Here is a 15,502-nt window from a genome sequence, read left to right as displayed (position 1 = left end):
GCGAGTTGCGTGTCCTGCCAGCGGGTGGTGAATCGGCGGGCCAGCCTTGGGCCCGCCGATTTATGATCTAGTCAACTGGTTTAGTAGGTGCGATCTGCCAGGACCTTAGCGGCCTCTTCCTGGGTGAAGGCCGCGTCTTCAACAACAATGCGCTTCTCCACAGCTTCACCGGCGACAACCTTCTTGGCGATCTCTGCAAGGTCCTCTCCTAGTAGCGGGTTGCATTCGACGATGTAGTTGATCTTTCCGTCAACCAGCGCCTGCATGCCATCCTTGACCGCATCAATGGTGACGATCTTGATATCCTTGCCCGGCTTCTTGCCTGCTGCTTCGATGGCTTCGATGGCGCCTAGGCCCATGTCGTCGTTGTGGGCGAAGACCAGATCGATATCGTCATGCGAATTCAAGAAGCCTTCCATAACCTGCTTGCCGCCGGCACGAGTAAAGTCTCCGGTCTGCGAGTCGATGATGTCGATGTCGGTTCCCTCGATGGCTTTTCCGAAGCCCTCTTTACGGTCGATGGCTGGTGCCGAGCCGGTAGTGCCCTGCAGCTCAACGACTTTGAGGTCCTTGCCCAAGTTTTCTACGACCCAGTCACCGGCCCTCTGCCCTTCGGCGACGAAGTCGGATCCAATGAATGAGGCAAAGAGCGAGTCATCGGTCGTGTCAACAGCACGGTCGGTGAGGATGACAGGAATGTTCGCACTCTTAGCTTCCTGCAGCACTGCATCCCAGCCGGTTTCTACTACTGGAGAGAAGGCCAGCACGTCCACGCCCTGGGCAATGTACGAACGCAGGGCCTGGATCTGGTTCTCCTGTTTCTGCTGTGCATCCGAGAAGCTGAGCTTGAAGCCGTTCTCTTCAGTCAAGGTGTCCTGGATGTCCTTGGTGTTTGCTGCTCGCCAGCCGGACTCGGCACCAACCTGCGAGAAGCCCAAGGCGATAGTCTCTGAGCCGGAACCGCCGGCCTCGCCGCCGCCAGAATCTCCGCCGGAACATGCGCTCATGGCTGCCATCGCGGCAATACTGAGCGTGGCCAAGCCAGCCCGCAAAAAGGTCTTTCGCTTCATTGTGAGTTCCTCCTCATGAGTCCCGCCGGCTGATGGTCGAGTGAATGTCTTCCGGCGTAGACGGTGTGTTGATGATCACAATGTTAGCGCTAACATTTTGTAGTGTGAAGAGCTTTTTAGTATTCGACTCCTTATTTCACCGACGTCCAATGGCAAATTTCTACTCAAATCAAGATACGACTAGGTAAAACACGGGAACATGCGTTGAATTTTGTCGTCCAATATTAATTGTTTATTTGTCATCAGCACTAGTCGATCCAGACTTACCGAAACCGTGCTCCCTGTGGCGGTGTACCGCAACCAGAATTTGGAGTGCGCGGAACTGAGCTCTGGGATGCACCGTTTATTTCTACGCTCATTACCAAATTACCGCTGGCCGTTGCCCGACATTGGGAGTTCGAGGAGACGACGATGAATGAACGCATGCATTCGATGCCGTGACAAAACTTGACGCTGATCAAGCGCGCGTCATTGGTGCCTCGATAACCGGCGAGGACCGATAGTTTTTTGGGCGCTGAATAAGACGCCAGGGATATTGGCTATGCCGGGCATTCCGGGCCAATCCAACGCCACCAAGTCGCTGGCGTTACAGGTGGCGAAGAAATAGATTTGGACGATACCGGATGATCCGTTGGTCTGAACCATACCCGTCGGGCAGGTTCAGTCGCCACACATACCAAGAGCCCTGCCTCACGCTTTCACATGTGGCAGGGCTCTTGGTAACTAAAAACTCTTGGTAACTAAAGATTAGTCTTCGTCGGCTGCGAGCTGTCCGCAGGCGCCGTCGATTTCCTTACCGCGAGTATCGCGCAGGGTGGTTGGCACACCGAGGCTGTCTAAGCGGCGCACGAACTTGTTGGTGATGTCCTTCTCGCTTCGTGTCCAGACCGAGCCCGGTACCGGGTTTAGCGGGATCGGGTTCACATGGACCCAGCCGCGGCCACGGGCGTTGAGCTTCTTCGCGAGCATTTCTGCACGCCACTCGTGGTCGTTCATGTCCTTGATCAGCGCGTACTCGATGGAGACGCGGCGTCCGGTCTTCACGTAGTAGTCAAACGCGGCGTCTAGTGCCTCGTCGACCTTCCACTTTGAGTTGACCGGGATCAGTTCATCGCGCAGCTCGTCATCCGGTGCGTGCAGCGACAAGGCGAAGGTCACCGGGACGTTTTCTTCGGCCAGCTTGCGAATGGCAGGAACCAGACCGACGGTGGAGATGGTGATGCCACGCGCGCTCATACCCAAGCCTTCGGGGGCGTCGGCAACCATGCGGTGCACGGCGTTCATCACGCGCTTGTAGTTGGCCAGTGGCTCGCCCATACCCATGAATACGATGTTGCCAACGCGCTCATCTGGGTGCTTCTGTCCGCCTAGACCGCCCTCGGCGATCACGCGGTTAGCCTGGACGATCTGATCCAGAATTTCGGCGGTGGACATGTTGCGGGTCAACCCGGCCTGGCCGGTGGCGCAGAATGGGCAGTTCATACCGCAACCACACTGCGAAGAGATGCATAGGGTGATACGGCCCGGGTAGCGCATGAGCACGGACTCAATAAGCGAACCGTCGAAGAGGCGCCAGAGGAACTTGATGGTCTTACCATCGTCGGTCTCCAGGCGTTTGACCTCGGTGAGCAGCTTCGGGAACATCGCCTCGGCTAGTTCCGCGCGGCGCTCCTTGGGAAGATCGCTCATCTTCTCCGGGTCGGTGGTGTAGTGCGTGAAGTAGTGCGTCGACAGCTGCTTGGCGCGGAAGGCCGGCAGGCCCAGTTCCTTCAGCTTGGCCTGGCGCTCGGCCAGGGAAAGGTCAGCCAAGTGCGTTGGCGGCTGGGAGACGCGGCGCTTGGTGGCGAACTGTAGCTCGGGGCGGCCATCGGCGCCCATCTCCTGCTTCCAGCCTTCGGCCGTCGGAACGACCTGAGCGCGGCCTTCGGCCTGGGCTCGGGACTTGGAGATACGGAGTTGCTGGGCGCGCTGCGCGGCGGCCTGCTCGGTGCGCAGGGCCTTACGCTCAACGGCGGAAAGTGTGGTGGGATCGCTGGAAGTCATTGCTACCTATTGTTTCACGTATCTACTGGATGTTGGCGGTGAGTTTGGGCACGCACTTTTGCTACAGATTCATGATCCCGAACCTCGCGTTACCCTCGTAGATACGCCGACTAAATTTTGCGCGTGATGCGACTTAGTTGCGAAGAAGAGCCCGTTGCCTCAGAGTGCTGGTAGTTCAGCGGCAATCGAGCAGAATCTTCCCTTGATGAGTGCCCTCATCAAAGTACCTGTGTGCGGCCACGACGTCGTCCAAGGCAAAAATTTTGTCGGTGGTGCCCTGTACCGCTCCTGATTCCAACAACGGCCAAACTATTTTGACTGTTTGAGCCATAATCTCCCGCTTCTTCGCCGGCGTCCGGTCTCGCAATAGACTGCCGGTCAGAGTTAGCTTCTTTTTCATTAGCAGCGTGAAGTCGATGTTCGCACTAGCACCGCCTTGTTTACCGATAGTAATCATTCGGCCTCCAGTGCTCATCGCCTTGAGATTCGCGTCTAGGTAGGAACCCGCCACGGTATCGAGGATGATGTCCGCTCCTCCGTAGGCCTGGACAACTTCACCGAAATTTTCCGTACGGTAATTGATAGCTAGGTCTGCGCCAAGTTCTCGAGCCTGAACACATTTTTCATCGCTGCCCGAAGTGACCAAGACATTGCCGCCCAGTGCCTTGATTAGCTGGATGGCGAAACTCCCAATTCCGCCTGTCCCACCGTGAATTAGCACGGTCTCGCCAGGAGCAAATTTTCCGGTCATCAACACGTTCAGGACAACAGTTGCCGCGACTTCGGGGATTCCCGCTGCTTCCACCAAGCCCAAGTTTTGGGGTGCTCGTGCCACTTGGCCTTCAGGTACACTCACAAATTGCGCATAACCACCCGAATCGGTCAACGCGACCACCAGTTGGCCGGGCTTGAAACCGGTCACGGATTCCCCTACCTGTTCCACCGTTCCTGAAACCTCAAGCCCAAGGATGTTCGTCGCTCCCGGTGGCAGGTTGGCTCGGCCCCCGCGTTGAATGACATCCGTACGGTTTAGGCCAGCCGCCGTGACCTTGATGAGCACCTCGTCGCTCCTCACAAGTGGAATCGCGAAGTCACGAACTTCTAACGCCTCGGGACCGCCAGGTGTATCGATCACGACCGCTCGCATATCGCCTCTCAAAATCATGTTCCCGTGTTTCCTATATCAGCTGAGATTTGGAGGTTTCTCGGGTGGAGAGTACCGCGATGGAACTGATAAGAGCGATTGCCACGAAGAAGATCACTACATAAACCAAGCTAGTACCCCCGCCGAAAAGTAAGAGCTGCGCGGCGATCATCGGAGCGAATCCGCCACCGAGGGTCGCACCAAGCTGATAACCGATAGAGGCACCGGTATAGCGCGAACCAGTAGCGAACTGTTCGGAGATGAACGAGCTGATGGTGCCCATCAGAATGGATACCACCAGACCATAGCCCAGAATATATCCGACGAGCATCTGCGCGGTTTCTCCTGAGCCAATCATGGAGAAGATTGGGTAGAACAGTATGGCGCCGAGGATGAGCCCACTCAGTAGCAAAGGTCGACGCCCGAACTTATCTGAAAGGGCACCGAAGACTGGCAATGCCACCATGTTGACGACCGAGGCAACAGCCGCAATAAATAGTGCAGTCGAACGGTCAGCTCCACCTTGGACAGCTAGCGTCAATGCGAAGGTTGCCAACAATGACTGCATGGCCGTTGGCGTGACTCCAGCGAGTACCGTCTGGAATAGGGCCTTGGGTGCTCGAAGAACTTCGGCCAACGGAGACTTCTGTTTTTCGTCCTTGGACTCAAGGGCCTTTTTGAAGACCGGAGATTCGTGAACGCCTAATCGCACCCATAGCGCCACCGCTACCAAGACTGCACTGATTAGGAAGGGGATTCTCCAACCCCAGGCAAGAAATTCATCTTCGGGGAGCAACGCAAACAGGCCCATAATTAACGCAGCCAGAACTGCACCAGAGGGTGCACCTGCGTTGACGATACCCACTGACAATCCGCGACGTTTGGATTTCGAGTGCTCCAAAGCCATCAAGGTCGCCCCGCCCCATTCACCGCCGATGGCTAGTCCTTGGACCAAGCGAAGGGTAATTAGTAGAACCGGTGCCAAAGCGCCGATCTGTTGCTGCGTTGGCAGTAGACCTATGCAGGTACTGGCGATACCCATGAGGAGCATGGTCAGTACCAACATCTTTTTGCGCCCCAGCCGATCTCCGAAGTGCCCAAAGATAATTCCACCTAGTGGTCGGGCGAGGTAGCCTACCGCGAGAGTGCCAAACGATGCGACAGTGCCAAGTACTGGATCGAGGTTCGCAAAGAACAAGTGGCCAAAGACCAAACTAGCTGCGGTTCCGTAAACTAAGAAGTCATAGAATTCAACAGCACTCCCGAGATAGCTAGATAGCAGAACACGCCGCATATGCCGTGCTTCGTCCATGTCTTCCGCCATCACTTTAGGTTCGACGACGCCCTTGTGCGGAGCTTGATCGCGTATCTTCTCAGGCATCGTGAATCCTCAGATCTCTCAGGTTGACCGAATAATCGGCCCGCCACCGACGGTGACACATTTCACGATAGTGCCTCAATAATCCGATTGTCAAGAAATAAAACATTATTGACTGTTAGTCTAATTATCACTGAGGGAACTTGAAAATTACCGACTTCTATCTCTTTCCTGTTTGCTAACGCTTCCAGCATCGGTCTGACGGTATGTAGCTCATAAAAGCGCGATGAGAGCGGAGAGCCAGTCCAATATTCGGCGAAGATTTGAGTTGCCGCGTCCAACACCGACATGAGGAGTAGGCGTTGCATTCTTTCGCAGGAGTGCGTGACACATCCTATGGACCAGGGAGGATGAGTCGCCCGGAAAGCGAATTTATCAAACCTTCCGGCGGCCTGCTGTCATCGTGAATTTTCTCGCCACCGCCGTGCGCACCAGCGAATTGGAACCTAGCACTCTGATCATTTGGTTGCGCGCGAGCGCCAATGGCTTGGGGAATGGTCTGCCCAAGATCATGTTGACCCGCGCTTGCCTGCCCGCTACATGAGCCGCCTGCAGTCGGGCACGCTCGAACCGTACTAGCTCTATCCGGTCCGGGTTGGCTCGACCGTTGAGCACTGCCGCTAACGCAGCTGCATCCAGAAGTCCCAGCGCGAGTCCTTGACCGCCGATCGGGCTCACTTGATGCGCGGCGTCCCCGATGAGGATGATCCGTCCATGCACCATCTTCCTCACGGTTCGGTTCGCGGTGGCGAAGTCACTGAGCATGGTGCCTTGTGATGTTTCCAGAAAATGTCCGGTGCGACGAGTGACCACGTGAGACAAGGAAGCGGCACTGTCTTGAGGGAAGTGTGCAACCCAGCGTCTGCGGCTTCCGGGCAGCGGAAAGGATTCAACAATACCTTCTTGATGAAGAAAGAGCGCGGCGTTTGGACCGAGCTCGGTGGTATCTGGATAGTCTCCCATTCGGTACTGGTCGGGGAACGTGTGTCCTGCAAAGGAAAGACCTAAAGCGTCCCGAACGGTGGAGCCCACTCCATCGGCCGCGACCAACCACCGGGCCTGTCTACGGAAAAGTTCGCCATGCTCGTCTTGTACGTTGAAGCGCACCATGTCTTCGCCCTGAGTCAGAAGAGAAGCGAAACCAGTGCCCTCGTGCAATGCATGCGGCGCAAGGTGAAACAACTGCCTGCGCAATAGCTCCTGCGTCTGATTCTGTGGCAACGACAAGACATACTGGTAGGCCCCACGCAATACGGAGAAGTCCAGTGTGGCAAGCTTTTCACCGCCGTAGAATCCCGACCCACCACGGATGGGAACTCCCCGCGCTAATAGCTCGGATGAGATGCCGGCAAGATGCAAAACTTCCAATGCCGGCGGATGCAGACCGATAGCCCTCGAATGTACTGCGACTCCTCGCCGCTTTTCATAAACGTGGACTAGGTGGCCTTGTTGGGTCAGCAAGATGGCGAGGGTCAATCCCACCGGTCCGGCGCCAATAATCGCGATGTCACACTGCATGGGCCGGTTCCCAGAGCAACAGGTTTCGGAAAGGACGGCGTTCTTCTACCCGCCACCCGGCGGGCACCCGCCGAGCCAATTCACCTGAGGTGAAACTGCGTCTAATGGAGAGCAGTCCGTCACGCCGAATAAAGGAACTCCTTGCCAGTGGCAGCGTCGCAGCACCGAAGAGCACAGCGGCTATCCGCGAGCGGCGAATATCCGCGTGCACCACTCGTCCGGTGGCCAGCCGTTGTGAGTCCGCCAGCAACCCCGAGAATTGTTGCTCATCTAGATGATGGAGCAGGTGGTTGGAGATGACCACATCAAACTGGGCCTGCTGCGCTACGAGTTGACTGCTGTCCGTCGGGCGGAATTCCAGACGGTTTGCGGGTAATCCAGACCTTTGTCCGGCATCGCGCGCATAGTGAAAGGCTCGTTCATCTGGGTCGATTCCCAAAACTTTGAGGTTGATCCCCTCGGCTAACGCTCGTTTGGCCAGCATGATGGTGATATCCCCGCCACCGCAACCTATATCCAACAAGGTGGCGGGCCGGTTGGTGGGTAGCTGATTCACAATGAGGTCGGCGTAAAGCCTGTGCCACCGGGCCACCGACCGGTTAACCAGTGGAAATTGTGCATAGGTTCGGCGCAGAAGAGTCGGGTCGCAGTTGGGACTGTCCATCTCTTCGACGGCGTCCTTGGCGCGGGCAAGCTCAAACATTAGGCGTCCGGGCGCAGGGTGAACAGCCCGGTTTCCACCGTGAGTCCCGGACCGAAAGCCATCGCGCAGACTCGTTCGCCGGACTTCGCCGCTGGATTCTCCATAATTTCTTTGAGCACAAATAACACCGTGGCGCTGGACATGTTGCCGTAGTCGGCGAGGATCTTGCGAGCAGGTTCCAACTGGAGATCACTGAGTCCCAGCCGGTTTTGTACCCGGTCTAAGATCGCTCGGCCACCGGGGTGGATCCCCCAGTGTTTGATCTGTGAAACTTCTAGTGCTGGCGTTGCGTCTTTGGCAAAGAGTGGTTCCAGTGCGCCACTGATGTGGTCATCGATAATATGCGGGACGTAGGTACCGAGCACCATCTCGAAGCCTTCATCGCCGATATTCCACGCCATCGCTTCCTCGCCCACCGAGGTCAGCACGGTTTCAAAGGCGTCCATATCCAGTCCCCCGTTGCCACGCTGAGTAACAAGAGCCGCTGCGGCACCGTCTGCAAAGAGCGCAGAACCCATGATGGTGTCCGGGTCGTTGGAGCTGCGCACATGTAGGGTGCATAGCTCGGCGCACACCACTAATACCGCCGCTTGCGTATCGGCCAGGCAGAAATCTCGGGCGGCTCGAAGTCCGGGAAACGCTGCGTAGCAGCCCATGAAGCCTAGGTGGTGGCGCACCGTGTTGGGGCGTAAACCCAGTGCGCGCACAATTTGGTAGTCCGGGCCGGGGTTGTAAAAGCCCGTACAGGACACCGTAATTACGTGGGTAATTTCATCGGCCGCTATATCGGGGCAGGCAGCTAGCGCTTTGCGTGCCGCAGCAATAAATAGTTCCGGTGCGTGCGCAACATATTCGTTGTTTCTGGTTGCGGTGCTTGGCGAATGAAGCTGTTGGGTGCGCGCATCGTAGAACAGCGGATTGGCCGGTGGGTTGAGCGCATCGAAGTCCTCAACACAGCTATAGCGGGTATTAATCGCTGAAGAATCAAAGGAGGTGGCGATCAGACGTTGGCCCAGGCGGGTTAGTCCAGGTTGCACTGCGAAGACATCACGAACCTCATCTTGTTTGAGGATCGTATCGGGCACGGCGGTCTGGATAGTACGCAGCATCACTGACATGCCCTGAGCCTAAGCGCGCAGTGGGTCTGCGTAAAGGGTCGACTATAACTGTCAGTTATTTACAAGTTTGCCCAGTCGCTCAATAGTCTGAGCACTCGGGCATAATATGATTATTTTTGATTGCCATTCACAAGGGTTCGGCAAGTACTGAGGAGGCCAGCATGGCAAAAGCATCAACGCATTCGCTAGAGGGAATTCGCCGGACCATTTTGGACGGGTTTTGGTCCCCTGGGGATCGCTTGCAGCCCACCACTTTGGCCGAACAGTTCAGCACCAGCACCACGGTGATCCGTGAGTCCCTAACCCGCCTTGCCGGTGAAAACTTGGTCACCATTCGACCGAACCGTGGATTTTTTGTCCCGGATCTGAATCTGGGCGAACTGGCGGACATCACCGAATTACGATGTGTCACCGAAGCTCTGGCCGCGAAGCTTTCCACTGAACGCGGAACCGTCAGTTGGGAATCCTCGCTGATCGCGATACACCATAAGTTATCGCGCACCCCTCGGCGGCTACCTGAGGAACCAGACCGGGTGAACCCGCAGTGGTCGCAGGCGCACCGCGAATTTCACCACCAGCTCTTAGCCCCGTGTGAATGCCAGCCAATGCTTAAGCTCTCCGGCGATCTGGCGAACTTCACCGAGCTCTACCGACGCTGGGCTGCGCCGTCACAGGCAGCAGTGGCCCGCGACGTCGAACAAGAGCACGCGGATATTCTTGAGGCTGCGTTGGCTCGTGACGCCGAAAAGCTGGGCCAACTATTGCGCAATCACTACCAAGCAACCGTCGACGTCGTGATGCACGCTGGATTGGTTGAGCAGCCCGACTAAGTGGCGATTTATTAGTTAGCGCCGGGCAGGATGGTGTTCGTAGCGACGGCCTCGTTCATGGTTGCGACCGCTTTACGGACCGCATCGCCTGCTCGGGTATCGGTGGCAACTTCTTTAATTCGTGCTTGAGCGCGTTGCACACCGAGCGGCTCAATTTCTTCGGCCAGCACCTGCTGCAACACACCCATGCCATGAATGATGGAAAGCAGCGTCGCCTCATGGGTCACCGCCTCACGTTGTCCTTGAAGCACCAAGCTCAACCCGGTACGGAATTGACGTTCCAGCTGCCCATTGAGCACACGGACCGGTGCCTTGCCTAAGCCCAATAATCCTCGCTCGCCATATTCGACAAGCCCCTGTTTGGCTAGCGAGTCGGTGACCAAGCGAATATTGCATAGCCCGTTGATGGCTACGGCGGAATCAAGATTTATCCCGTCTTTGCCTTCGAGCTTTTCCAGCGAGTGCTCTAGGACAGGGTCTGCGATTGGTCCAGCGCCAACGATGGTGATTCGTGGATTCGGGTCATCGGTGAGCCCAATTCTCCCTGCCAAGATTAGATCGGCGATGATGGCCGAGTTCATCCCGTATTTATAGGAGCTCATTACCGTTTCCGGTTGTCCGTCGTCCTTGGTTAGCAGTAGATACAGCATCTCGGAGATCAACATATTTTCTAGGCTACCGAGTTTGGAAACCTGCGTCCTCCCCATTACGACGGATTTCTTGAGGTCCAAAAGATGGTTCGGAAGATGCACCGGAGGTTTCCGAGCCTGTTGTAATTTGCTCGCGTTGTTCACGTCGACGCGCACGTTTTTCCTTGCGCAGCTGTTGCTTCTTGTCGTGAATTAGCGCCGAGGTAGTTCGGATAAACACCGAAATCCACGTGAAGATAATTGCCACGACGGCAAGTTCAAACCCGGTGAGGTTGTAGTAGCTCCATTCCTGCCATAGCAAGAACGCAAGCCACAAGGCACCGAGCGCTGTGAGCGACATGAGATGGAAAATCACTGGGTATCCCGGAAGCAAAACCACAGTGCTGATCAAAAGCACCACCATGCCTACCGCCGCTAGCTGCACAAACGCGCCATGCACCTCGGGAGCAATATTGACCGGGACGACACCGATCAGGATGACGCCTAGCGCGACCGCGAGCAGACACCAACGAACGATACTCGGGCGTGGGCGGACGAACTTAGAAATTCGGTACTTCTCAAGCCCCGGGCGGCATCGGTACGTTCGGGCTAGCCGGCCTAGGTCACGTGTCATGAATTCGGTAAATGCTGCCAGCACGAGCCCAGAAATAACCAGTGTGGTGTTGAAGGTCCAAAAAGATCCGATGCCAGCGTCATAAGTACCTAGCGAGGAGAACATCGACTGCCACCAGCCGCGGTCTTCTGCCAACAACATGCTGATAACTACGCCCGAGGCCATGAAGATCCCCAGGATGACCGATAGGGTTTGGGCATTCGTGCGTGCCGTAGCCACCAGGCACAGGTATGCGCTCAGGCCGGTGGCACCGCTGACAAGCAGAGCACCTGCAACCACATCAACATGTAATCCAAAAAATGCCTGCTGCATCAAGTGAAAAGCGACCATCAAAATCATGATGGTACTCGCCGCGTGAACCAACAACAGACCTAACATCGTCACGATCTGTCGCCACTTTGGGATCCGCCTGAGCCACGGTTCGCGGGAGATTAGCAGCCGTAGAAAAGCGATGACACTGACTAGCGCTGCGCAGATGCCACCGGTGGTGGCTGCCACCGCACCGACGGAGAGTCCACCAGACAAACCTGGTCGGTTACCTGCAAAGAGGATAAAGCCGACAATTAATCCGAGGATTGAACAGAAAAACCCAGCCCACAAGGCCTGCCGTTCAATCTCGAGTTCTGTGGCCGGTTTACCTTGGGTTTCAATGTTCGCTTCGGTCCGCACACTTCTAATTGTCTCATTGGTAGATATTTATCCAACGTGGGCTTAGACCAAGGCGTGGGTTAGCCCGTTGATCATCAATGTGATGGCACCAGAGAACGCAACGATGATGACAAAGGCCCTACTGAATTTGTCAGGAATTTTGGGTGCAAGATAGTTACCCAGAAGAATTCCGAGAACCATCGCCACGAGACAGCCGGTCCACTGCGTCCAATGAAGTTCGGGTATCCCGCCCTTGGCCAGTAGCGAAGCGATGGCAAGCACGAAGAAATACAGCTGAACGGAAATTGCGAACTTCGCCTGTGGCCAGCGGCTAGCTACCGCGTAACCGGCAATGGCAGGCCCCGAGACACCGGCGGTGACGGACATAAATCCGGAGATTGCGCCGGCACCAATGGCCAACCCCTTACTCTGTGCGGCGCGCAGATTGCGCACAATAAAGCTTGAGAGCAACGCAACTATCACCATCGCCGCAATACCGACAGAAAGCCACGGTCCGCCAAGCCGGGAAGCCACCCACGCACCAGGAATCGTCATGATGACCGCGGGTATCAGCATTAGCAGAATCTTCTTATACTCAACGTCGCGGAAGACCTGAATCAGAATCAGAAAGCTACTACAGGCGCCTAGGAAGTTGACCACCATGACCCCGTGGAAAGGCCCCAAGACCATCACCAAGAAAGGTGAGGAGACCAGCGCGAATCCCATGCCAGAGATTCTTTGTGTGGATGCACCGACGAAAACTGCTGCACTAAGCCCTAGCAGCGCAGCGAGTTGCACGTGTTCGACCACCAAGTCTCCATTTCACAGAGTTTTTCTACTATTACGTTAGCTGACGAGGAGGGCACCGATAAATTACAAGGTACCGAGCCCCAAAGCTTTAAAGTAGATCTATGAATGTTGAGGTTGATTATTTAGTTATCGGTGGCGGAGCTATGGGTTCGGCAACGGCTTACTCATTGGCAGCAACTGGTCACGAGGTACTGCTGCTGGAGAGATTCGGCGCGGGCCATTCCGAAGGTGCTTCGCACGGTACAACCCGAAACTTCAACCCGGCGTATGTCGAGCCACCATATATTGAATTACTCCGACGCAGCCACAAGCTATGGAACGAAATTTCCGTGGCTTCAGGAACGAAGCTCCTGACTCGCACCGGTTTAGTCAATCATGGAATCGTCAATGAACAACGCGAAATGCATCGATTCCTTAAAGCCGCAGGGTTCGCCAGTGAACTGCTCAGCGCACGTGATGCCAAGGCCCGATTCGGCGGCATGGAATTCGAGACAGAAACATTGTTTATCCCGGCCGGAGGACAGATCAACGCCGATCTGTCGGTTGAATCCCTACAAAAATTGGCTACGTCCTTCGGCGCAACTATCGAGCACGAACAAACCGTTCTCAGCCTCGAAGTGATAGTTAGTCAACGGGTACACGTGCGGACTCGCTCCACTCAAGGCGACCGTCAGATCATTGCTCGCCATGTAATCGTCACAGTGGGGGCATGGACTCACCAACTTCTGAATGGGCAACTGGAGCTACCGAGAATCCATGTGACTGAGGAACATCCGGTTCATTTTCCACAGTTCAACTCAACTGATACTTGGCCCGGATTCAACCACATTTTGTCGCCTTCTCGAAGCAGTTCAAAGATCTTCGGTCCTATCTATGGAATGCATACACCCGGCGAAGGTATCAAAATTGGTTGGCATGGTGCCGGGAAAGTAGTGGATCCCGACCAAAGACCTCATGCAGTGGATCCTGAGCATATTGAGGCACTTCAAAATTACGCATCGCAGTGGCTGCCCGGAGTTAACACCGAACGCTACCAATCGGTGTCATGTACTTATGCGAATACCGGAGATGAGAATTTCATCCTCGACCGTTTCGGACCGATTACGGTTGGTGCAGGATTTAGCGGACACGGCTTCAAATTTGTGCCTGCCATTGGCGAGCATCTGGCGCAGCTGGCTACCGGAACCCAAAAAGTGAACCCATTCTTTGCGGCCTCCCGCAACATTGCTCGGCCGGTGTTTCTTGAGCGCAGGCAGGAGCTCGGGATTTCATAATTCATCGACGTTCAATCGTCGATTAACCATTCCCCTTTTGAATGCCTTGTGGCTACTAAATATTAGGTACTGCCAGACCCGTCAGTTTATGCTCGCCAATGCTACCGAGAATCGCAGCCATAGTTTTAATTTCCTAGAATTTGCGTAGGCTTGAGCGTTCCACGCGTACCCTTTATTTTTCGCCTCCGACCCAAATCGTGCCAGTCATGCTGAGAGACCGCACGGCCCTGACAACATCAGCGCCGATGAAGCCGTCGCAGCCGCGCTAAATGCATTATCCAGCCCTTAGATCTGTTTGAGAAGCGGCCCGTGAACCAAGGAATAGTCAGGTTCGTCGACGAAATCAGTATTAGCAGAATCTTCTTAATACATAATCCTGCGGAATACCTGACCGAAGATCAAAAAATCTGCGCTAGGCCCCAATTAAAGATCCAAACAGCATCAATAATGGAAAGAAACAGGAGCGAATCGAATGCCGAGATTCCATGGGTAGCAGAAGTCACTGCTGCAACTATGCCGAGGTCTAACAGGACAATCATGCACGCGCCTCGACGGAAAACTATATTCCCTCAAATTTCCCTGATAATACGTGCCCCGCACGCCTCAACTATGAACAGCTCAGAGTTCTTGTTAAGTTTAATGGGGCAATATATCCCTTAGCCGTGTGAGTTTGAGTAATGGAACTCCAGCCACTTGTGTAGACAGAAGTCACGGCAAATTTTACATCAAATGTTGCTCCCAAGAGATTCCCTAAGAGCCCGAGCAGAATGCCCAACAGTCCGGTGGAATTGGAGATATCCATCTCATGGGTCCTGACATTAGCAGGAAGCAGCTGTTCACTTTCCTGCACAGTCCCGTTTATTTCCACCGCTACCTTATAACCTGCAAGTGTGTCGGCCTGAGCCGGCGGTGCATCCCAGGAAAAACGGATTTTTCTATTTGTCTGATTCGTACATTTCAAATTAGAAACTGGTTGCATCACCGTCGCTGATGGTTTAGCTTTCGACTCCGCTACACCGATGAATGCAGCCTGCGTCGGTTCAACCGTATGGTTCTGTATTCCAAACGTTGCTACTAGCGCAAAAACCATTATCCCTACGGTAATTCGCGAGTTATACTTTCGGCCATCTTTACGTTGCCACGCCGCGTCCTGATGATCCAAATTCTGCGCGGAAAGTACATTCTTGTCGTCGCGTTGTCGTTCGCCACCAGAAGGGTCATCATTCTTGCGAAAAGCAGTGTAAAACAAATATGCGCACAATAGTCCCCCAGCAAAGAACGCCCACGGTTTACTCAACCAAGAAACGACATAGCCTAAAGTCGGAATACTGAAGATCAATCGATCAGCAGTATTCACTTGATAAACTTCCAAGTCTGGCACAGGGTTCGCATCGCCCTGAAGAATCAGTCCTTTAGCGGTCTTTTCGATCACACGGTGGGTAACTCGTTGTTCTCCACTATTGACCACCGACACAATTTCTCCGGGGTATATATCGCCAACAGCTGTCGGGGCTGCAATTCCCAATGATCCAGTAGGAATGTCTGGCCCCATAGACCCAGAAGCAAAAATTAACGGCTTGAGGCCGAAGACCAATGTTAGAACTGTCATGATCAGACATAAGGAACCAAGAACCGCCCCAGTGTTCAGCAAGACGCGTTGGATAGTTGACATTATTCTGCGTGACGAACTCTTCTCTTTCCGA

The 15,502-nt window shown here is 54.8% G+C and carries 13 protein-coding genes; 2 read left to right on the top strand and 11 right to left on the bottom strand.

Annotation, left to right across the window (positions count from 1 at the left end; translation table 11 throughout):
- Positions 1-80: 80 nt before the first annotated feature.
- The 7 genes from CQ011_RS10090 to CQ011_RS10055 form a co-directional block, all read right to left on the bottom strand.
- Positions 81-1,070, bottom strand: coding sequence for an ABC transporter substrate-binding protein (locus CQ011_RS10090; RefSeq protein WP_105677579.1), 990 nt, complete (start codon positions 1,068-1,070; stop codon positions 81-83).
- A gap of 747 nt (positions 1,071-1,817) precedes the next feature.
- On the bottom strand, positions 1,818-3,113 hold the full coding sequence (gene rlmN, locus CQ011_RS10085) for a dual-specificity RNA methyltransferase RlmN (RefSeq protein ID WP_286161155.1): 1,296 nt from the start codon (positions 3,111-3,113) through the stop codon (positions 1,818-1,820).
- Positions 3,114-3,288: 175 nt separating this feature from the next.
- Positions 3,289-4,278, bottom strand: a complete 990-nt coding sequence (locus tag CQ011_RS10080; protein ID WP_286161154.1) for an NAD(P)H-quinone oxidoreductase — start codon at positions 4,276-4,278, stop codon at positions 3,289-3,291.
- Positions 4,279-4,291: 13 nt separating this feature from the next.
- A complete protein-coding gene (locus CQ011_RS10075) occupies positions 4,292-5,638 on the bottom strand; it encodes an MFS transporter (RefSeq protein WP_286161153.1) in 1,347 nt (448 codons plus the stop codon).
- 372 nt (positions 5,639-6,010) lie between these two features.
- Positions 6,011-7,153, bottom strand: a complete 1,143-nt coding sequence (locus CQ011_RS10065; RefSeq protein ID WP_105677577.1) for an FAD-dependent oxidoreductase — start codon at positions 7,151-7,153, stop codon at positions 6,011-6,013.
- Entirely contained in the window at positions 7,143-7,856 is a 714-nt protein-coding gene (locus CQ011_RS10060) for a methyltransferase domain-containing protein (RefSeq protein WP_105677576.1), read from the bottom strand. Before CQ011_RS10060 ends, CQ011_RS10065 begins: the two co-directional genes overlap by 11 nt.
- Complete coding sequence (locus CQ011_RS10055) at positions 7,856-8,974, bottom strand: type III polyketide synthase (protein WP_105677575.1); 1,119 nt, start codon at positions 8,972-8,974, stop codon at positions 7,856-7,858. The genes CQ011_RS10060 and CQ011_RS10055 overlap by 1 nt, the downstream gene beginning before the upstream one ends.
- Positions 8,975-9,135: 161 nt before the next feature.
- Here CQ011_RS10055 and CQ011_RS10050 point away from each other — a divergent pair, with 161 nt between their 5' ends.
- Positions 9,136-9,804: a GntR family transcriptional regulator gene (locus CQ011_RS10050; RefSeq protein ID WP_105677574.1), complete on the top strand. Its 669-nt coding sequence runs from the start codon at positions 9,136-9,138 to the stop codon at positions 9,802-9,804.
- A gap of 11 nt (positions 9,805-9,815) precedes the next feature.
- Here CQ011_RS10050 and CQ011_RS10045 read toward each other — a convergent pair whose 3' ends face one another.
- The 3 genes from CQ011_RS10045 to CQ011_RS10035 are packed head-to-tail and all read right to left on the bottom strand — an operon-like array spanning position 9,816 to position 12,525.
- Positions 9,816-10,469 (bottom strand): GOLPH3/VPS74 family protein, encoded by a 654-nt coding sequence (locus CQ011_RS10045; protein ID WP_181148068.1) that lies wholly within the window; start codon positions 10,467-10,469, stop codon positions 9,816-9,818.
- Positions 10,470-10,479: 10 nt separating this feature from the next.
- Positions 10,480-11,736, bottom strand: a complete 1,257-nt coding sequence (locus CQ011_RS10040) for a hypothetical protein (RefSeq protein ID WP_105677572.1) — start codon at positions 11,734-11,736, stop codon at positions 10,480-10,482.
- Between the two features lie 42 nt (positions 11,737-11,778).
- Complete coding sequence (locus CQ011_RS10035; RefSeq protein ID WP_105677571.1) at positions 11,779-12,525, bottom strand: sulfite exporter TauE/SafE family protein; 747 nt, start codon at positions 12,523-12,525, stop codon at positions 11,779-11,781.
- A gap of 101 nt (positions 12,526-12,626) precedes the next feature.
- Here CQ011_RS10035 and CQ011_RS10030 point away from each other — a divergent pair, with 101 nt between their 5' ends.
- A complete protein-coding gene (locus tag CQ011_RS10030; RefSeq protein WP_105677570.1) occupies positions 12,627-13,799 on the top strand; it encodes an FAD-dependent oxidoreductase in 1,173 nt (390 codons plus the stop codon).
- Between the two features lie 607 nt (positions 13,800-14,406).
- Here CQ011_RS10030 and CQ011_RS10025 read toward each other — a convergent pair.
- A complete protein-coding gene (locus CQ011_RS10025; protein ID WP_286161152.1) occupies positions 14,407-15,471 on the bottom strand; it encodes a signal peptidase I in 1,065 nt (354 codons plus the stop codon).
- Positions 15,472-15,502: the final 31 nt, after the last annotated feature.

This window comes from Arthrobacter sp. MYb213 (assembly GCF_002979915.1).
Lineage (GTDB): Bacteria > Actinomycetota > Actinomycetes > Actinomycetales > Micrococcaceae > Glutamicibacter.
Note: the sequence above shows the minus strand (reverse complement) of the source record. Positions and strands in the feature narration are given on the sequence as shown.